Annotated in this window: 19 protein-coding genes, 1 tRNA gene and 1 pseudogene; 2 read left to right on the top strand and 19 right to left on the bottom strand. The window is 65.3% G+C overall.

The window, feature by feature from the left end; translation table 11 throughout:
* Window positions 1–9 precede the first annotated feature (9 nt).
* Window positions 10–85: transfer RNA gene (locus tag QZL87_RS07465), tRNA-Lys, on the top strand.
* Between the two features lie 17 nt (window positions 86–102).
* Here the strand turns inward: QZL87_RS07465 and QZL87_RS07460 are convergent.
* From QZL87_RS07460 to QZL87_RS07385, 17 genes and pseudogenes are all read right to left on the bottom strand, one after another.
* Window positions 103–1,200: a site-specific integrase gene (locus QZL87_RS07460; protein ID WP_246427327.1), complete on the bottom strand. Its 1,098-nt coding sequence runs from the start codon at window positions 1,198–1,200 to the stop codon at window positions 103–105.
* Window positions 1,201–1,265: 65 nt separating this feature from the next.
* Window positions 1,266–1,469 (bottom strand): annotated as a pseudogene (locus QZL87_RS19255) (helix-turn-helix domain-containing protein); the annotation flags it as partial.
* On the bottom strand, window positions 1,466–1,681 hold the full coding sequence (locus QZL87_RS07455) for a DUF2274 domain-containing protein (RefSeq protein WP_184101019.1): 216 nt from the start codon (window positions 1,679–1,681) through the stop codon (window positions 1,466–1,468). The pseudogene QZL87_RS19255 and the gene QZL87_RS07455, both read right to left, overlap by 4 nt.
* A gap of 1 nt (window position 1,682) precedes the next feature.
* Entirely contained in the window at window positions 1,683–2,897 is a 1,215-nt protein-coding gene (locus tag QZL87_RS07450; RefSeq protein ID WP_184101021.1) for a TrbI/VirB10 family protein, read from the bottom strand.
* Window positions 2,894–3,712, bottom strand: a complete 819-nt coding sequence (trbG, locus tag QZL87_RS07445) for a P-type conjugative transfer protein TrbG (RefSeq protein ID WP_184101023.1) — start codon at window positions 3,710–3,712, stop codon at window positions 2,894–2,896. The genes QZL87_RS07450 and trbG overlap by 4 nt, the downstream gene beginning before the upstream one ends.
* Window positions 3,709–4,494 carry a conjugal transfer protein TrbF gene (trbF, locus tag QZL87_RS07440; protein ID WP_184101025.1) on the bottom strand — a complete coding sequence of 262 codons (786 nt, stop codon included), beginning with the start codon at window positions 4,492–4,494 and terminating at the stop codon, window positions 3,709–3,711. The genes trbG and trbF overlap by 4 nt, the downstream gene beginning before the upstream one ends.
* Window positions 4,495–4,498: 4 nt before the next feature.
* Window positions 4,499–5,821, bottom strand: a complete 1,323-nt coding sequence (gene trbL / locus QZL87_RS07435; RefSeq protein ID WP_184101027.1) for a P-type conjugative transfer protein TrbL — start codon at window positions 5,819–5,821, stop codon at window positions 4,499–4,501.
* 116 nt (window positions 5,822–5,937) lie between these two features.
* Window positions 5,938–6,654 (bottom strand): P-type conjugative transfer protein TrbJ, encoded by a 717-nt coding sequence (trbJ, locus tag QZL87_RS07430; RefSeq protein ID WP_184101029.1) that lies wholly within the window; start codon window positions 6,652–6,654, stop codon window positions 5,938–5,940.
* On the bottom strand, window positions 6,651–9,116 hold the full coding sequence (gene trbE / locus QZL87_RS07425; protein ID WP_184101032.1) for a conjugal transfer protein TrbE: 2,466 nt from the start codon (window positions 9,114–9,116) through the stop codon (window positions 6,651–6,653). The genes trbJ and trbE overlap by 4 nt, the downstream gene beginning before the upstream one ends.
* Entirely contained in the window at window positions 9,110–9,370 is a 261-nt protein-coding gene (locus QZL87_RS07420) for a VirB3 family type IV secretion system protein (RefSeq protein WP_184101034.1), read from the bottom strand. The genes trbE and QZL87_RS07420 overlap by 7 nt, the downstream gene beginning before the upstream one ends.
* A complete protein-coding gene (locus QZL87_RS07415; protein WP_221235258.1) occupies window positions 9,367–9,696 on the bottom strand; it encodes a TrbC/VirB2 family protein in 330 nt (109 codons plus the stop codon). Before QZL87_RS07415 ends, QZL87_RS07420 begins: the two co-directional genes overlap by 4 nt.
* Window positions 9,697–9,707: 11 nt before the next feature.
* On the bottom strand, window positions 9,708–10,697 hold the full coding sequence (trbB, locus tag QZL87_RS07410) for a P-type conjugative transfer ATPase TrbB (RefSeq protein WP_295325799.1): 990 nt from the start codon (window positions 10,695–10,697) through the stop codon (window positions 9,708–9,710).
* The gene (locus tag QZL87_RS07405) at window positions 10,694–11,101 is read right to left on the bottom strand and encodes a CopG family transcriptional regulator (RefSeq protein WP_184101038.1); all 408 of its coding nucleotides are present in this window, start codon (window positions 11,099–11,101) and stop codon (window positions 10,694–10,696) included. The genes trbB and QZL87_RS07405 overlap by 4 nt, the downstream gene beginning before the upstream one ends.
* Entirely contained in the window at window positions 11,098–13,134 is a 2,037-nt protein-coding gene (locus QZL87_RS07400) for a conjugal transfer protein TraG (protein ID WP_184101040.1), read from the bottom strand. Before QZL87_RS07400 ends, QZL87_RS07405 begins: the two co-directional genes overlap by 4 nt.
* A gap of 410 nt (window positions 13,135–13,544) precedes the next feature.
* On the bottom strand, window positions 13,545–15,707 hold the full coding sequence (locus tag QZL87_RS07395) for a CHAT domain-containing protein (RefSeq protein ID WP_184101045.1): 2,163 nt from the start codon (window positions 15,705–15,707) through the stop codon (window positions 13,545–13,547).
* Between the two features lie 41 nt (window positions 15,708–15,748).
* Window positions 15,749–16,363, bottom strand: a complete 615-nt coding sequence (locus tag QZL87_RS07390; protein WP_184101047.1) for a methyltransferase — start codon at window positions 16,361–16,363, stop codon at window positions 15,749–15,751.
* Window positions 16,360–16,797 (bottom strand): hypothetical protein, encoded by a 438-nt coding sequence (locus QZL87_RS07385; RefSeq protein WP_184101049.1) that lies wholly within the window; start codon window positions 16,795–16,797, stop codon window positions 16,360–16,362. The genes QZL87_RS07390 and QZL87_RS07385 overlap by 4 nt, the downstream gene beginning before the upstream one ends.
* 94 nt (window positions 16,798–16,891) lie before the next feature.
* Here QZL87_RS07385 and QZL87_RS07380 point away from each other — a divergent pair, with 94 nt between their 5' ends.
* Entirely contained in the window at window positions 16,892–17,227 is a 336-nt protein-coding gene (locus QZL87_RS07380; RefSeq protein ID WP_184101051.1) for a hypothetical protein, read from the top strand.
* Window positions 17,228–17,269: 42 nt separating this feature from the next.
* Here QZL87_RS07380 and QZL87_RS07375 read toward each other — a convergent pair whose 3' ends face one another.
* Window positions 17,270–18,730, bottom strand: a complete 1,461-nt coding sequence (locus tag QZL87_RS07375; protein WP_295325796.1) for a DNA phosphorothioation-associated putative methyltransferase — start codon at window positions 18,728–18,730, stop codon at window positions 17,270–17,272.
* Complete coding sequence (locus QZL87_RS07370; RefSeq protein WP_184101055.1) at window positions 18,676–19,140, bottom strand: hypothetical protein; 465 nt, start codon at window positions 19,138–19,140, stop codon at window positions 18,676–18,678. The genes QZL87_RS07375 and QZL87_RS07370 overlap by 55 nt, the downstream gene beginning before the upstream one ends.
* Window position 19,141: the final 1 nt, after the last annotated feature.

Below are 19,141 nucleotides of genomic sequence, written 5' to 3'. Positions count from 1 at the left end.
ACCGGCAGTGGACGCATAGCTCAGTTGGTAGAGCAGCTGACTCTTAATCAGCGGGTCCTAGGTTCGAGCCCTAGTGCGTCCACCATTTCTTTCTCTTATCATTCAAACACTTACGCCGTTCGAAGCCACCAAACGAAGCCCGCCTCCGGCGAGTTTTGTAGGTGATTTTGTGACGTAGGCTCCCTCGGACCCTCGAACCCGTTCGGTTTCCAGATCGGGCTCGAAACCAAGCCGGTCGGCGTAAGGCTGCAAATGGTCGACCGACATGTGCGCATAACGCCGCACCATCGATTCCGATTTCCAGCCGCCGAGTTCCTGAAGCACCCAGGTGGGGACACCCGCCTGCCTCAGCCAGCTTGCCCAGGTGTGGCGAAGATCGTGCCAGCGGAAATTGGTGATCCCCGCGCGCACGAGCGCTTTTCGCCATGCCCTTGTGTTCGCCGACCGGAGCCTTTCGCCCCGATAGGTGAACACCGCCGTCTTGTGCTTGCCCCGCTGCCGCATGAGCACGGCCACCGCGATATCGTTGAGCGCGACGCCGAGGGCGTCCTCGTTCTTGGTATCGCCATGCTCGATCGTCGCCTGGCGCCGGTCCATGAAGACGCGGTCCCAGGTCAGGCCGAGAACATTCCCCTGGCGCAGGCCAGTGGCAAGGGCAAACACGACCACGTCGCGCTGATGTTCGGGCAGTTCGAGCAGCAGCGCCTTGGCCTGTTCGTGGGTGATCCAGCGAACGCGAACCTTCTTGCCCTTCTCGTAGGTCTTGAACGCCGGCATCGTATCGATCCATTCCCATTCGCGCATCGCCATCCGGAAAATGGCGCGAATGAGCGCCACGTAGAGATCCTTCGTTCGATCCGTCGCATGGACATGCGTCGTGATAAGCCGGTCGACGAGACTCCGGTCGATCTGGTCGAGGGTCTTCCCCCGCAGATGACCGGTGAACCAGCGGATCCGTTGCACATCGTCCCTGAGGGATTTCTTGTGCTCCTTCTCCTTCAGCCACCGCAGCGCCGCTTCGTCCCAAGAACGCTTCGGCTTCTGCTTCAGTCTGCTCAAGTCCCACAACTCTGCCTTCAGCTTGTCGTGGTATTCCTTCGCTTTCGCTCGGTCGGTCGTCCCAGTCGTGTGTCTAACTCGGCTTCCGTCCGGGCTTGCGATGTCGACATGATATGTTTTTGCACGTTTCCAGAGTGCCATAAGCTAGCCTCCTTGGTTGAGGCACCTGGCTGCATTCGTGCGCGCACAGGATATCGGCTGCGCAGCGCAGCGACAAGATCGCACGCGAGAAAGCGCCAGAACCGACCAATCTTTGCGCCCGGGACGAGCCCGGAGACCGCGTAGGAGCGAAGCGTATTGGGATGGACGTGAAGGAGATCGGCCGCAGCCTGCAGATCGAGGACGATCGGCTCTTCGCCGCCGTCACCCGCAAGCTGCGCTGCACCCGTCTCCTTCGCCGCCCCGGTCATCTTGGCCGACGGGTTTTCTGAAACTCGCGGTCGCTTTCGAGGAATGACGCCAGCATCGCGGGGATCAACTCGGCCACCGGCTCGGCCCTTCCATAGCTAGCCTCATAGGCCGCGGCATATTCCTGAAGCGCTTCGGCGAGCTCAGGCAGAAGCTGGAGGGTCATCTTGACCGGCGTGCGTTCGGGGAGCTTGCGGAGCTTGATTTCGGCCATGTCAGCCCCTCCACGGCGCGAGAACGAGGTCCCGATGGACGAGAACGCGCACCGGCCAGCCTGGCCGAACGACCATGGTCGGACGGATTTCGAGACCTCGCTCGACGAGCCGATCGCCTGCTCTCGCGCCGCTCTGCTGCGCCGCTTCGCGCATGGCGCGAACCAGCTCGCTTTCACCATTGCCGGTGCCAAGCTCGGTCCCGACGCCGAGAAGCGTCGAAAGCGCGACACCCTTGATCAGCTGCCAGCCATGCGCATCGATGCGGTCGCGAATGCCGGCATAGCCTGAAGGATCGCTCGCAGGCGCATCCTCAAGCGTCAGCGATGAGCCGTCCGGCCAAATGATGCGTTGCCAGATGACGAACGCGCGCTGTTGGCTGTAGCTCGTATTGCTCTCGTAACGGCCAATCAGACGCGCGCCCTGCGGAATAAGCAGCGTCCGCCCCGTCACGCTGTCGAAGACATTCTCGCTGACCTGCGCGATCACGATCCCCGGCAATTCGCTGTTGAGGCCGGTGACAAGGCTGGCGGCGATGACGCTGCCGCTGGTGACCAGCCACGGAGAGGCCGCCGCTTCGATGCGATGGGGACTGACGTTGGCGCTTCCCGCGGTGCCGGAAGCTCGCGACGGCAACGCCGATGCAGCTTCCTCGGGACCCGCCGCCACGGCGCGAGCCTCGACCGCGGCGGGCGTCGTCGGACGCGTCGATCCTAGCGACATCATCACGGCGGACTGGCGAGCGGCTGCCACTTCGGCAATGCGTCGCTCGCGTTCGGCCTCGGCAGCTGCGGCGGCATCGCCCTTCGCGTCCGGGGAAGGATATTGGCCATCCAGCTTGCGCCGATGTTCGAGGATGGGTCTACCGAGATCGCCGGGAAGCGGCGGTCCGAGCTTCGGAATCTCGTCGTAGCGGCCCGGCGCTCCCGCGAGCGCTTCGGGTGCCTTGCCCGGCCCTTTCTCGAACATCTCTCCGCCATTTGCCGCAAGCCGGAACGACGCCGGTTCCAGCGCGACCCATGTTACGATGGCGATCGCCAGTGCGCCGGTAGCAGCGACGCCGATGATGATTTCGCGGCGGAAGCGCGCGACGCGGCGCGGCGTGCCGCGCAAGACCAGGGTTTCCGGGTCGACCTTGGCGATTGGCCGCTCGATGGGACGGTCGCCGGTTGCCGCCTCTCCGCCGTCGTGCGGCGCGACGCTCTCCGGCGCGCTCACCTTGTATCTCCCGTACGGACGATCCGGACAACCATCTGGCGCTTCGCCCCGTGGCGCAGCTCGGCACGGGCGAATAGGCGGTCGACGATGTAGAAGCGGCCCGAGACCCGGTAATTGACGAGTTCGGGCTCACCGCCCTCCCCGCTCACGAACAGCGGCGGCGCCTCGCCCTGCGCAAGGCTCGGCGGAAATTCGATGAAGGTCTGACGGCCGTCATCGAACGCGCGGAGCGGTCGCCATGCAGGCTTGTCGCCGCGGATCGCGTAGCCGAAATCGAGACGCACCGGGTCGATCGTGGTACGCGCCTCGACCGCCGCGCGCGTCGCGATCGCGGCTCGTTCGATCGCGAGAAGACTGTCGTGCGGATAGGTCCAGGACACCGCCGCCATCGCCGTGCGCGCCGTACTCGCCAGCGCGAGATGATAGACGCGCCGGTCGGTGGTGATGATGAGATTGGTGGCGAGGCCGGGCGCGAGGGGCTTGATCATAATATGGACGCGGCGCTCATCCCCCGCCCCGCTCGTCGTATCGCCGACCGTCCAGCGCGCGGTATCGCCCGCCGCGACCGCGACGAGCGCTTCGCCCGGCTGAAGCGCGATGTCGGTAACATGCTCGGGCGCGGTGACGAGGCGGTAGACCCCGCCTTCGACATAAGCATAGGTCTGGATCGCGCCGCGGTAGTCCTGCGTACGCGGCTCCTTGACTGCTGCGGCCGCCGCCGCACGGACACGCTCGACCGGTCCGGGTCCGGCGCTGGCGGATGAGCTCAGGACTGCCGCACCGGCGGCGGCAAGGATCGGGCGAAAGCAGATCATGGCAGGGCTCCTTCGGCGGTTGCGGGAACGGGAGGGATATCGACGAGCAGTTCGTCCGCCGGCGGCGGAACGCTCCTGGCCGCAGGCGCCCGCTCCTCGCGCTCATATTCGCGGCTCCAGTCGATGGCCTCGACGTAGAGACCGAGCGGGTTCCTGCGGAGGACATCGGCGGAACGCGGCGGTTTGACGGCAACGGTCAGCATTGCGGTCCAGCGCGAAGTCGCGGCGAGGCTGCCGCGCTCATAGGCGCTCTCCTTCCACTTCACCTGCCACGATCGCGGCGAGGCGCGCACGACGCTGGTGATCTCGACCGAGACCGAGCGCGTGCCGACCTGCGCGAAGGGATCGCTGCTGCGGGCAAATTCGTTGAGGAACAGGGCGCCGCGTTCGCCTGCGAAATCATAGGCGGCGAGCCAATTCTCGCGCATCAGCACCGGGTCGAGCGATATGCCGCGGACGTTCGCGATAAAACGGCCGAGCGCCCAGGCGATCTGCGGGTCGGTAGGATTATAGTCGGCGGTCGCGGGCGCGACGCTGCGCGCCTCGCCGAGACGGTCGACCTCGACCACATAGGGCGTAACGCGGCTTTGCACCGACTGCCAGACGAGCCCAGTAGCGAGCCCGGTCGAGAGCAGCAGGCCGCCGAAGGCCATGATCCGCCAGTTTCGCGCCTGGACGCGCGCGGCGCCGATCCGGTCGTCCCACGCCTGGCTGGCGCGCTGATAGGGCGTGACAGGCTCGGGAGTCAGCCCGTAGCGTTGAATGGGTCGTTTGAACTTCATCGGATCAATCCTCCTTTTCGGCGATGTCGGGGCTCGCGCCGCTGCCGCCGCGGCTCCCGTCGGAAATCACATGGGCGGCGGTTTGCCGCGCCGAGCGGCGGCGCTGGTCGGCCTTGAGGTCGGTCGCCCATGCGGGCGGTGCGGCCGACGGAGCGGCATGTTCGTTCGACGGCGGCGAAGCCGGGCTCTTGCTCTGGTTTCCGGCATTCCAGGCGGCGTTGCGCCCGGCAGCCGCGGCTTCGCCGATCCCGAGCGAGCTACCGGCGCGGCGCGCGGCGTTGGCCGCCGCGCCTTTGGTCGCGGTCGCGACGCCCGAGAGGCCGGCGCCGATCGTCTGCGATCCCGATGTTTCCTGTCCGAGCCTGTAGGAGGTCGATGCCGCGGCCCCCATCGACGTCCCGGCGCGGACGGCGCCGAGCGCGGCGCCGCCGCCGGCGCGCGCGGCCGCCATGCCGGCGCCGCCGGCAACGATCATCGTTCCCGCGGCAGCAGCGACGGTTCCGACAGCGGCACCTGCTCCAAGCTGCGGCGCGCCCGCTACAAGACCCGATGCAATGCCGGGGCCGTAGATGCCGAGCCCGAGCAGAGCCAACGCACCGAGTGCCAGCGACATGGCTTCCTCGACGTCGGGCTCGGAGCCCGCCATCGTCGTCAGAAAATCGGGAAAGAAGCCCGAGCCGATGCCGACGATCACGCCGAGCACCATCACCTTGACGCCCGACGATATGATGCTGCCGAGGACGCGTTCGGCGAGGAAGGCCGTCCGGTTCCAGAGCGCGAACGGCATCAGGGCGAAGCCCGCGAGGCTGGTTAGCTTGAATTCGATCAGCGTGATGAAGAGCTGGATCGCGAGGATGAAGAAGGCGAGGATCGTCAGGACCCAGGCAATTAACAGCACCACGATCTCGAGGAAGTTAGTGAAGAAATCGATCGGCCCGAGCAGGTCCTTGATCTGGTCGATCAGCGGATGCGCCGCCTCGAACCCCGCACCGGCAAGCCGTCCGGGCTTCAGAAGGTCATCGGCCGAGATCGTGCCGCCGCCGGCGGTGATGCCGAGCCCGGCGAAGGAGCGGAAGATGATATCCGAAAGCGCCCCGAAGTTACCAATGATGAAAGCGAAAACACCGACATAGAGGATTTTCTTCAGAAGCTTTGCGATGACGTCATTTTCGCCGCCCATCGCCCAGAAGAGCCCCGCGAGCGTGATGTCGATGCCGATCAATATGCTGGTGAGGAACGCGACATCGCCGCCGAGCAGCCCGAACCCGCTGTCGATGTAGCGGATAAAGGCTTCCATGAAGCGGTCGATGACATTGAGGTCGTCCATCGGGCGGGCTTTCGAAGGGGATGAAGGGTCCGCGGGGCCTCGCAGGGGAGCATGCAAGACCCCGCGGCGAACGGCGGGCCAGGAGAGGGGCAGCCTCGCGCCGTTCGTGTCGCTGGTCAGCGGATCGGGGTGTAGGCCTTGCCGTCCCCGAGGAAGCGGCGCATGCGCTCGCGCGCTTCGGCCGCGCTCTGCGCCGCGCGGGCGCGGTCGAGCATGTCGGCCTCATAGGCGGCCGCCATCATCTGCTGGAGCTGCATCTGCTGCTTGGCGGCGAGCGCGAGAAGCTGGTTGGTCGCCTGTTGCGCCTGCAGGCTACCCTCCGCACTCGAACTCCGCGCCGCGACCTCGGCGAGCACCGCGGCATCCTCCTTGACGTCGGCGGCGATCCTGGACTGGACGGCGAGTGTGCGGCGGTACGACGCCATGGCAGCCTCGAGCCGCGCCTTCGCCTGCGCGACGCTGGCCGACCGGGTCAGCCCGGAGAAGTCCTTCGGGAAGAGCGCCGCCATGCGCGCGTCGAGCTGGTCGACGCCGAAATCGACGCCTTCGGCCTTCTCCATCAGCGCCTCGACGCGCGCGAGATTGTCCTTGAGCTTCGCTAGCTCGGGGAAATCGACGCGCTTCAAATGCTTGTCCATATTGGAGAGCATCTGCGCCTCGTTTTGCAACTGCCTGATTTGCTGGTCGATCTGCTTGAGCGTACGCGCGGCGGTGAGCAGGTTCTGCGAGTAATTGGCCTGATCGAACACCGGCATCGCAGCGGCGGGTGGCACGGCAAGCAGCAACGCCGGAATGGCGGCAGCGGCAAGCAGCATATGGGCAAGCGTCTTCATGGCATGTCTCCTTCTTGGGGGGCAGGTTGATCGGTCGTGGGGAGGCCGGGAAAGCCGGCGAGCAAGTCGGCGGCCCAGTCGAGGCCGGCATCGCGAAGAAAATGCGACGCGAAATCGGCTTCGCCATGCTCGGCGAGGATGGCGTCGATCCGCGCTTGCGTCGCCGGATCGGACGCGCCGCAGAGCGCCAGCGCGACGGGTCCGAGACCAAGCTCGAAGAGGCGGTTGCCGCGTGCCGACTGGAGATAATATTGACGCTTCGGCGTCGCGTGCGCGACCAGCTCGATCTGCGCTTCGTTGAGCCCGAAGGCAGCGTAGGCGGCGCGGCTCTGCGGCTCGATGGCGCGATCGTTCGGCAGCAGGATGCGCTGCGGACAGCTTTCGATGATCGCGGGCGCGATGCTGTTGTTCGAGATATCGGCGAGGCTCTGCGTCGCGAAGATCACCGCGACATTCTTCTTGCGCAGCACTTTCAGCCATTCGCGGATGCGCGCCGCGAAGAGCGGATTGTCGAGAAAGATCCAGGCCTCGTCGAGGATGAGCAAAGTCGGCCGTCCGTCGAAGCGCGCGTCGAGCCGGTGGAAGAGATAGGAGAGGACGGGCTCGACCACACTCGCCTGCCCCATCAGCGCCTCGGTCTCGAAACATTCGACTGATCCGAGCGCCAGCCCTTCCTCGGCGGCGTCGAGCAGGCGTCCGTGCGGACCTTCGAGCGTGAAGGGCTGGAGCGCCGCTTTCAGCGCATTCGACTGGAGGAGCAGCGACAGACCGGTGAGCGTGCGTTCCGAGGCGGGGGCGCTCGCGAGGCTGGTCAGCGCCGACCAGATCGCGTCCTTGGTGTCGGGGGTCACCGCGACGCCCTCGTGCGCGACGAGCGAGGCGATCCAGTCGGCGGCCCAGCTGCGCTCCTCCGCGCGGTCGATCCCGCGCAGCGGCTGGAAAGCGAGCATATCCTCACCCTCACCGAGCGGATGGTGCCGCCCGCCCATCGCCAGCACCGCGGCGCGCGCCGAATTGCCCTTGTCAAAAATGTAGAGCTGCGCGTCCGCGTAACGGCGGAACTGCAATGCGATGAGCGCGAGCAGCACCGACTTCCCTGCCCCCGTCGGCCCGGCGATCATCATATGGCCGACGTCGCCGATGTGCGTCGAGAGGCGGAACGGCGTCGATCCGCCGGTCTCGGCCATAAGCAGCGGCGGGCCGCCGAGATGGGTGTTCCAGCCGGGCCCGGCCCACACCGACGATAGCGGCATCAGGTGCGCGAGATTGAGGCTGTGGACGAGCGGCTGGCGGACATTGGCATAGGTCTGCCCCGGCAGGCTCGAGAGCCAGGCCTCGACCGCATTGACGCTCTCGCGGATCGCGGTGAAGCCCAAGCTATGGACGATGCGCTCGGCGGCGCGCAATTTTTCTTCGGCGCGCGCGCGATTGCGATCCGATACCGTGATCGTCGTCGTCAGATAGCCGAACGACACATGATCGCCGCCGAGCGCCTGAAGCGCGGCATCGGCGTCGACGACCTTGTTGTCGGCGTCGCTGTCGAGCAGTTGCGCGGGCTGGTTATACATCACCTCGCGCAGCAGCGCCGAGAGCGACTTGCGCTTGTTGAACCATTGCCGCCGGAGCTTGGTCAGCGCAGCGGTCGCCTCCTGCTTGTCGAGCGCGATGAAGCGCGTCGTCCAGCGGTACGCGAAACCCTGTCCGTTGAGCGCGTCGAAGATGCCGGGGCGGCTGATCGAGGGAAAGCCGAGGATCGTCAGCGACCGCAGATACTCGTCGCCGAGCATCGGCTCGAGCCCGCCCGTCAGCGGCGTGTCGGCGAGCAGTGCGTCGAGATACATCGGCGTCGCGGGAACGCGGATACGATGGCGGTGCGGCGAGATCGCGCGGTGGAGATAGGTCAGAGTCTCGCTGTCATCGAGCGCGCGGACCTCGGGCATGAAAGAAGCCATCAGGTCGATCGCGCGCAGGCTCTCGGCCTCGAAGCGCGCGAGCGCCTCGCACCAGTCGCGCGCGCCGGTAGCGGCGCCCGGACGTTCGATGAGTGCGCGCCCGGCGCTGTCGGCCTGGTCGGCGGGCGGCATCCAGACGAGCGTGAGATGGAAATGGCTCTCGAAATGCTGCCGCTCCTTGTCGTCGAACGCGGCGCGCCGTTCGGCATCGACGAGCCACGAGGCCGCGTCGGGGAAGTCGCTCTCGGGATAGCCCGCCACGGCGACGCGCTCGGCCTCGAAGAAGAGCGCCCAGCCCGAGCCGAAGCGCCGCAGCATATTGTTCGCGCGGGCGCAGGCGGCGACCAGCTCGGCCTCGGTCGCGCTGTCGAGGTCGGGACCGCGAAAGGCGATGCTGCGCTGGAAGCTGCCGTCCTTGTTGAGGACGACACCCGGCGCGACGAGCGCCGCCCACGGCAGATGATCGGCGAGCCGGTCGGCGCGCGGGCGATATTCGGCGAGATTCAGCATGTAAGCTCGCCTTTCTGTCGAAGATGCCGCGCGAGCACCGGCGCGAACTCGGGATCGCGTTTCGCCGCGAACACCATCAGCGTGTGTCCGAGCGCCCAGAGGATGAGGCCCGCGACCCATTGCTGGAGCCCGAGCCCCATCGCCGCGGCGATGGTGCCGTTGACGATCGCGAGCCCGCGCGGTGCGCCGCCAAGCAGGATCGGCTCGGCGAGCGACCGATGGATCGGCGCTTCATAGCCTGCAATGTGGCTCATGCGACGAGCGCCCCGCCGCCGAAGCTGAAGAAGGAGAGGAAAAAGCTCGAGGCCGCGAAGGCGATCGAAAGGCCGAACACGATCTGGATCAGCCGCCGGAAGCCGCCGGAGGTCTCGCCGAATGCCAGCGTCAGCCCGGTGGTGATGATGATGATCACCGCGATGATCTTGGCGACCGGCCCCTGCACCGATTCCAACACCTGCTGGAGGGGTTCTTCCCACGGCATACCCGACCCCGCGGCGAGCGCCGTTGCGGCAAGGCCGAGCGCCAGGCCGGCGGCAAGAAGCGGGCGCTCGGCGTGCGTGCCCATGGCAGCGCGCGACATCGCAAGGGGAATCAGGGACATGACATTTCTCCTTCAGGCTCGATGGAAAGGTCGGTGAGCGCGTAGTCGCCGGTCGGGCCGACGCCCTCGACGCGCGCTACGCCCGAGATGCGGCGCGCGGCACCGCGCCCGGCGATGAAGACGATGAGATCGATCGCCTCGGCGATCAGGCGCCGCGGTACGGTGACGACACTTTCCTGGACCAGCTGCTCGATCCGGGTCAGCGCCGATGCCGCGCTATTGGCGTGGACCGTCGCGATCCCGCCGGGATGTCCGGTGTTCCAGGCCTTGAGCATGTCGAGCGCCTCGGCGCCGCGCACCTCGCCGACGATGATGCGGTCGGGGCGGAGCCGCAGCGTCGAGCGGACGAGATCGCCCATCGACACCGCCCCCGCGCGCGTGCGCAGTTCGACACGGTCTGGCGCGGGGCACTGGAGTTCGCGCGTGTCCTCGATCAGGATCACGCGCTCATCGAGGCTCGCCATTTCGGCGAGCAGCGCGTTGGCGAGCGTCGTCTTGCCTGAGCTGGTACCGCCAGCGACGAGGATATTGAGCCGCTCCACCACCGCCAGCGACAGGAGGCGCGCCGCCTCGGGTGTCGCGATGCCGGCACCGACATAATCCATCAGCGTGTAAACCCGCGCCGCAGGCTTGCGGATCGAGAAGCAGGGCGCGAGGCTGACGGGCGGCAGCAAGCCTTCGAAACGCTCCCCTGCCCCCTCGCCGTGCGGCGGCAGCTCGGCGCTGACGATCGGCGACGCCGCATGCACCTCGGTCCGCGCATGGCTCGCGACGAGCCGGACGATCCGCTCAACCTGCTCGGGCGCCATTCGCACGCCGGTATCGACGCGGCCTTCCCCGAGGACATCGACGCGCAGCGCCCCGTCGGGATTGACCATCACCTCGACGACATGCGCGTTCGACAGCGCCGCCTCGATCGCGGGGCCCATCGCGCTGCGCAGCATCGTGCGACGCCGTTCGGCCGCGATCTGCGCGCTCACGAGCCCGTTCCCGAACCGAAACTGCCGCGGCCCTCGCGGAAGGCCTCGACAACCTTCGCCGTGAACCATTCGAAGCGCTCGCGGCCCTGCGCGCGCGCAACGTCGTCGCCCTCGGCGACGGGCGGCACCGACGCGAGCAGGTAGCGCACGAGAAGCGCGAGGATCTCGATCTCGATCTGGCTGTTGCGCTCGATCCGCGCGAGCACGCGAGCGAGCCCATCGAGGCGCGGACCGAAGCGTTGCTGCAGTTCATTGACGCCCTGACGCGTGAGCCAGGTCTCGAGCGCCTCTGCGAGGATCGTCGATTTGGTCACGCCGGGCTTTCGCGCGAGCAGCGCGAGGCGGTCGCTGAGGCCGCGCTCGAGAAAGAGCTGGTGCCGCACCTGGCTGCCGCGCGCGCTCACAGCCCGAGCCCCAGCTGCTCGCCGCCGTGCGACACCGCCTCGTCCATCGCATGACCGATCAGCACCGGCGCGAGCGGACGGATCCGGTCCATGAGTTTCTTGTCGATCGCGGGATCGGCGTCGTCGTCGATGCCGAGCGGATTGGTCGGGCGCGCGGTCTCGACGCGCTGCTCCGGCTGTTCGGCGAGTTCGGGCTCCTTCGCCTGCTGCGCGCCGCCGTCCTCGACCAGCTTGTCGTCGGCGCCATACACATCGATGTCGGCAGCGACCGGCTCTGCGACGCAGCCGCTCCAATCGTCGCCGCGTGTTGCCGGTCGATCGGCATAGCCGCCATGGGCGAGTTCGGGCGCGGCGCCGAGGCGCGCCTTGAAGTTGGCGTCCTCGAAATAGCGCAGCTTCTTCGCGCGGATCGGCGCCAGCCCGGCGACGAGCACCAGCTCGTCGGTCGCCGGCAGCTGCATGACCTCGCCGGGCGTGAGCAGTGCGCGCGCGGTTTCCTGCCGGCTGACCATGACGTGGGCGAGCCAGGGCGCGAGGCGGTGCCCGGCATAGTTGCGCATCGCGCGCTGTTCGGTCGCGGTGCCGAGCGCGTCCGAGATGCGCTTCGCGGTGCGCTCGTCGTTGGTCGCGAAGGCGACGCGGACATGACAATTGTCGAGGATGGCGTTGTTCTCGCCATAGGCCTTGGAAATCTGGTTGAGCGACTGCGCGATCAGGAAAGCCCGGATGCCGTAGCCGGCCATGAACGCGAGCGCGGTCTCGAAGAAGTCGAGCCTCCCAAGCGCCGGAAACTCGTCGAGCATCAGCAGGAGGTCGTGGCGGCGTGCGGTCGAGCGCCGGTCGTCCAGCTTCTCGGTGAGGCGGCGACCGATCTGGTTGAGGATCAGGCGGACCAGCGGCTTGGTCCGCGAAATATCCGACGGCGGAATGACGAGATAGAGCGAGAGCGGCCGCTCGGCGGCGACGAGATCGGCGATCCGCCAGTCGCAGCCCGACGTCACCGCGGCGACGGTGGGATCGCGATAAAGCCCGAGGAACGACATGGCGGTCGAAAGCACGCCCGAGCGCTCATTCTCGCTCTTGTTGAGGAGTTCGCGCGCCGCCGAGGCGACGACCGGATGGACCCGAGGTTCCTCCGCCGTCCCGAGATGGTTGGTGCGCATCATCGCGACGAGCGTCGCGGCGAAGCTGCGCGAAGGATCGGAGAGAAAGGTCGCGACGCGCGCGAGCGTCTTTTCCTCCTCGGCGTAAAGGATGTGGAGGATCGCGCCGACGAGCAGCGAATGCGACGTTTTTTCCCAGTGATTTCGCCGCTCGAGCGCGCCTTCCGGGTCGACGAGAATATCGGCGATATTCTGGACGTCGCGGACTTCGCAGGCGCCCTTGCGCACCTCGAGCAGCGGATTGTAGCGTGCCGAGCGCACGTCGGTTGGGTCGAAGTAGAGGCAATGCGAGAAACGCGAACGCCACGCCGCGGTCAGCTGCCAATTCTCGCCCTTGATGTCGTGGACCACGGCCGAGCCGGTCCAGCTGAGCAAGGTCGGAACGACGAGCCCGACACCCTTCCCGCTTCGCGTCGGCGCGAACGCCATGACATGCTCGGGACCGGCGTGGCGCAGATAGCGGCCCGACAGGCGCCCGAGAAACACACCGGCATCGCCGCGCAGCCCGGCGGCATCGATCTCGCGCTCCTTCGCCCAGCGCGCCGAGCCATAGGTGGTGACCTGTCCTTTCTGGCGCGCGCGCCAGAGCGAGCCGCCGATCGCCGCGCCGCAACCGATGAAACCGCTCGCCGCCGCAAGCGAACCCGCCTTGTCGAAGACGTGCGGCGCATAGGCCTCATACTGATACCACCACGGAAAGAGGTCCCACGGCCGATAGACCGGCACTCCCCCGAGGTGGAGCCACGGCGTGCCAAGCTCGGGCTGATAGCCGAGCATGGCGGCTGCCCATTGCGTAGCGGCCCAGACGCCGAGAATCACGATCGCGAAGACGATCAGGATCTGGCCGATGAGTAATTTGGTCGGGGTCATGATGAGGCTCCCGTCCGGACAGCCTTGTCCGGACCCGAGCCCATAAAATCCGCGCTAGGCGGCCAAACTTACAGTACGTCTCCGACGCACCGAGGTACGTCTCCGACGCATTTCGAACCACAATGGCCGATTGCTGACTGACGGCTTACAGGTTCAGAAATAACCAAAGCTGACGTAGCGCGCGCAATGTCGTTGTTCCCGAAATCCCCAACCGATTGACCGAGAAATGTGGGCACGTATGCCGAAAAGGCCTATATCAGCAAAGTGACCTGAAACTCACCGAGCGACCGCATTTGAAAGTGATCGAAGCGACGTAGGGGCGGCGTAGCATTTCGGCCGACGGTCGATTTCCCAACGAAGGCGCGCGCCTGATCTGAACGCAGCGGCGATGCCGGAGCGCACCGTGAGCCTCAAATATCGTACCCCTCGTCCCTCAACAGCGCTTTCGATTTGATGACGATCAATTCGGGATTCCCCAGCTGGATGTATCGAATGGCGTCGGACGCCGCAATGACTTCGCGCCCCATTTCAGCCGCCCTTTCGGGTTCCAAACCAAGTATTGCCGCGACCGAATGCAGTGCATCGTCCCACCAGTTATCCTCACGGTTCGTTGTTGCAGTGATCGCGCGGACGTTGATGTCATGATAGTTCGCCGAAGTGATGGAGCCCGCTTTCAGAAGAGGGCTAATCAGATCGAGGATGAGGTGCAATCTCAACATCCCAGCCACCACCTCGCTCCAGAGATGGGCACGTCCGTCCTTGCCTGTAACGGCGGGAAGGAATTCCGCCAGACGCCATATCAAACGCGCGACAAGCATGGCGGCGTCGCGAGCATCGACTGGCAGCAAGCTTCCCAGCACGGTGACGGCGCCGCCCGCCAGAAAGGCGTTCGCCGTCGTTGCATGCGACCGGTCCGCAGCCTGAGTGTCGCAGGCGCTCAGGATGACGATCGGTGGGATTCTGATCTCCGTTTTGAGATCCCAGATCGAAATTTCATCGCGACCGACGCGAAGTGTCGCCACCCCGTCTGCCCCATCGTGGCCACCGTGCCCGTCAAATATCATGACCGCACCCTGAAAGGCATTGAGAGCCGCGATGAACTCGCCTCGCGTCGCCACCTTCACGATCCGCAATCTGACTTGGTTGCCGTAAATAGGTTGCCACTCCTCGATCATGTCAAGCAGGATAGCGGAAATCGGATCCTCCGGGGCCAAGGCGGAGATGATCAAAATGTTCCTGAATGCGTCGGGCGAAAGGTGTATGAGACCGGTGCGGGCGAGAAGGCCGATCTGCAGGTTGCCCGGCGTCGTCGTTATACGCGAGACCGTCTTGCACAAGCCGAGTGGAAGGCCGTTTATGGGCAGCCACTCAAGTGGCGCATCGGCGACCAGCTTCACTCCCGTCTGCGAGCTGGCAATTACCCGGAGGAGTTCAGGTCCGACCGCTTCGGCGAGCCGGAATTGGACTTCTCCGAAAGTCTTGGCGAGTTTGCGGGGCGATCTCATCTGATCGGAACGAGCATGGCTCGACATCTGGCGTACCGAGCCGTTGGCACGGTTGACTGCCGATGGCAGGCGAACGGTTGCCGATAAGGTCCCGGCGGCCGCGAGGCCCGCCGCGACGGTCTGGAACGACACTTCGCGTCGACGAATATCCAGCAACCCCATGGCGATTTCGTCGTCCAGAATATCCCGCCACACCTTCCCGTGACCCAGTAGGCGATAGCCCGTCTGGCGCTGCATCATCCGGACCAGTGCACGTGCGGCGTGCCCGCGCTTGCCGGACGGCACTCCCAAGCCTTCCTTGTAAATGTGCGAGTAGAGCGACGGCGCAGTGATATAGATGTCCGGCTGAGGCGGCGTTGTCCGATAAGCAAGCGAAGAGTAGGTCAGTGACCTGGCGTTCAGAACAAAGTCGGCGAGCTCCGCGATTTCGCGACGATAATCGGCGGGATCCTCCTGCAACAACTTCTCAGACTCGATGAAGGCGTAGCCCACTCCCTCCAGAGACATAAGATTGGGAATGACCACATTATGCCCCGGCACCGGACGGCCGAACGGAAAGGTCGGGCGCGGTGCCCATTTCTCTAGACCTTCGCGAACAAGTCTCGAATCCAGTGTGGGGTCGGCTTGCATGGCAAGTTCGAACGTCTCCCGAAAATGGTCGAGAAGGTGCCGGGCTTCAATATCGCGAAGCCGGATCCGTCCGCGACCATCAATCTCGCTGATATGGAGCGGGGGAATAGCCTGCGACGCGATCCAGCGATCGACTTTTCGCGCGGTCGAACGATCGCAGGTCATCATTACCCAGAAGGGGCGGAACGCTGATATCGCTAGGCCGTCGATTGCATAGGCCGCGGCAGGATTCCATCGCCATGCGGCAACGCCATTTGTCCTTCGCCCGGCCTGGGCCTGAATCGGAAGCGCGGGCTCAAGCACATCTGCCGGGAGCGAGGCAACCGCACGAACGAGGTTCCACGCTTCGGTGATCCCGAAGGAAAAGCCTTGGAAGGGACTGGCTTTCCAAGGGTCGTCCTCGGGAATAACAACGAAATAGTCTATTTCGGGCCGCATCACTCGCGGTGGCGGACCCTCGCCGAAAGATGCGGAAGCACTCAACGCTCGTGCCCGTCCACATGGTGCACGAACAGGAAACTTCTCCACCGGTGCTGATCACGACCTAGCGCGTCGGGCGATTCGACGTGCTCAATGCATTCCAGACCTGCACCAGAAGCAGCGGCCAGCAGGTTCGCATCGCTATGGGGATAAAAGACCCCAGTTGGTTCGCCTTCAACGGGTGCGCGGACATTCACCCACAAATATCCCGCCGCAGCGAGAAGCGCGCGCATTGTCTCGAAACTCTGCGGGATATCGCGCGGCTCGACGAGCATGAGTACGCCAGAGCAAAGGATGAAATCGTAGCGGAGCGCCTCATCGACGAGCCGGGGTAGGCGCGGCAGCCTATCGTCGACCCAGCGGATGCGCGGATCGCGGTTGGCAGCAAGGGCTCTAAAGGATGAAGATGGCTCTGCTGCGGTGACGACCAAGCCGCGGTCTGCAAGTGCACGCGCGTCCCGCCCGCTCCCAGCGCCCACGTCGAGCGCGCTACCTTTTTTCGGCAGAAATGAGACCACGGGGTGGTGGACCGCCTCGAATGTGACCCGATCGTAGTGCTTGGACAGTCCGCGAGCTTTGTCGTCATAATAGGAGACGCCGTCGGCGACAGTCATATCGGGCACGCTGTCTTCGTCACGGCTCCTTCAGGGACTTTGCAGAAATAGTCGGATGGAGTTCTCGCGGCCATGAAGGAGCCCCCAGCGGCAAGCAGCAGCAGTGTCGAGAAAATACCGACTATGATGAAATTGCTTCCGGTCACGGTTTTCCCATCATATTTGCGGATATCGCCAAGAACACGCTGCATCACCCAGCGGAGCCGTATGAGCGCGCCGATCATCAGCAGATTGGCGAGGCCTGCGAAGTTGAGAAGATAGGAACGCCCCTGATCGGTGAGTTCGAAGCTGGCGACCGCGAACCACAAGCCGCCCGACAACGTCATGATAAGCAGCGGCGACTGCCATAGAAAGCCGTTCAGCGAGCGGAAATCCTCGCACCGCTGCTGATAGACGAGTGCCTCATCGCGCCCTGATCCCGGATCCTGTGACATTCGCTCCCCCTTCACCATCATTCCTGTGCGTAAACTACCCAGTTTGCCAGCGGACCGCCTCGATGTAATATCAAATCGTCAGAATTTGGATGTGGTGACAATCAACGCCCGGTACAATATCCATCCAAAGCCCCTCCCCGGACCGCTTGTCCTGTTCGATGATCCGCTAAAATATGTCGTCCATCCCCAGGGCATCTCGCAGAATGCGCGCTTCGCGGTGCTCGCCGCCCGAGGGAACAATGAAATGCAAATAGCGCTTCTCGCCCGAAGCGGCGAGCTCGGCATGGCGCGCCACCAGCGAATTGATCGTAATCTTCGTCTCAATATAGATGTCGTTGACCCGCCGATCATAGACGCGCTTCGCGCCCAGAAGCGCCGGGCTTGCTACGCCGGCATTCGAAGGCGCCTCCCCCTGTTCGCCGGCCCCTGAGCGAGCGCCTTTTGTCGGAGCTCAAATCATCGGCAATCCTCCTCACAACCGGACGATCAGTACATCTCCTCCCACGCCGATTTCTTTTCGCAAAGCGGCCTCGGCGTGGAGCTGACCGCGTGTCGCCCGACCGGATATTCTGCTTTTAGCGATCAGCCGCCGCCTCGTCGGCTGCGACACTGCAGCCTGCCGCTTGAGATCGATCTTGATAATCGACGTTGCAAAAGGTGCGGCGGACTTCGGATCGTCGAGCGGAATGTAAGCGACGATTTTCCGCTGACTGTCGATGCGTACGAGCGAATTGTCGCCCGGCTCGCCCGCCAGATAGGCCGCGCATCCGAGATAGACACGCAAAACGCCGGGCAGATCCTCGCGCCGGCGCGCATCGACAAACAGGCGGCCACGCGGGTCGAGCGCACCGATACCCCCCGCCGCTGCCTGCGCGATTGCGGCATCGACGGCGGCGACGTCGGCGAGACCCATCAGATAGGCGCCGGACTCGGCCAACAGCTCCTTCTGACTCCCGAAATGTGTGCGAATATCCCGCACGATCGCACCGCCGAGCCGGTCCGCGCCCTGGCGCTGGTTGAGCCGAGCCAGCGCGAAATGAACGAGAAGATCCTCGCGCATGGCCGTCGCGGCCTGCTCCATCGTCGCAGGATCGAGGTGGAGCGACGCCATGAGATCGAGCGCCCGCGGGAGTGCGACATGATGTTGCGAGAGAAGCGCCATCACCGCCAGCGGAACCTCCTCCGCCACCGGCATTCGTCCGCGCATCTGGGCAAGTTCGGCGAGTTCGTTCAGCGCGGGCGCGATCCGGTCGGCAAGTAGCGGTCGGGCCGAGGCCGCGCGCCGTTCGCGCGGCGCGCGATAGGCCGCCGTGCTCGATCGCCGCCCCATACGGCGGCGGAGGAGAAATTCTTCGAGATCGTCGGCGCGGCGGCACGCGAAAAATATGCCGGGCGCGGCCGCCACGGGCTGCGTCCCCGTGACATCGGCGACGAGTTCGCCCAGTTCGGCATGTCCGAAATATTTCTGGAACGTGCCGCGGCTGGTCAGAAAACCGTCGCGATACGGCCGCAAGCCTTCGGTCGACACCTGCCCCGCGATCATCGTAGAGACAGCGAGCACGCCGCGCGCGAGCTGCCAGGCGTCGCGAAGCGCCTCGCGGCGTTCTCGGGCATCCTCGATGACATTGAGCACGAACCCAAGGTTGACGACATCAGCCTCCTGCCTGGCAATGTCCGGGGCGAAATGCGGATCCCAACCGCTCGCCTCGATACCCGCAGCGGCGAGCGCCCGCAGATCATCGCCCTGTCCGCACCCGTAATCGAAGACCGCGACGCCCGGTGCGAGAACCCCGTGCTGAACGAGCAGCGACATCGGCTGCGAGAGGCTGTGGCGAACGATGGCCGTGCGGTGCCGCATGACGGGTGCACCCGCGACGGTCATAGCGGCTGCCCCTGCCCGTCGAGGCCTGCCGCAGCCAAAATCGCTCGCCATGCCGACAAGCGGCCGATCCGGTTGCGATCTTCGAACAGGCCGAGCCGATCGAGCTTCTCCGTCAGTTCCGTCCAGGCGGGCCGGCGGGGATCGTCGCGCAGCAGCAGAAGCTCCTTGCGGTGCAGGATGAACGGGTTGAGCGAACCTTCATAAGCGATCCGCCCTATCTTGGATGTCGCATGATCGACGCGTGTCGCGGCGACGAGCCTCGGAAAAGCATCGCGCTCGAAATCGGCATAGTAGAGCAAGCCGACCGCTTCCTTGCCAAGGCGCGCGACGTTCCAGGGGGGACACCCCGCGCGTGCATCCGCCTCCTCGATGATCTTGCGCTGCCCAGGATCGAGAGCCTTCAGCGCGCTTCGATGGATATAGAGGTCACCGCGGACCCGTTTTCCGACGCCCGCGCCCATG

The organism is uncultured Sphingopyxis sp. (assembly GCF_900078365.1).
Taxonomy (GTDB): domain Bacteria; phylum Pseudomonadota; class Alphaproteobacteria; order Sphingomonadales; family Sphingomonadaceae; genus Sphingopyxis.
This window is presented reverse-complemented; position numbering and strand designations above follow the sequence as displayed.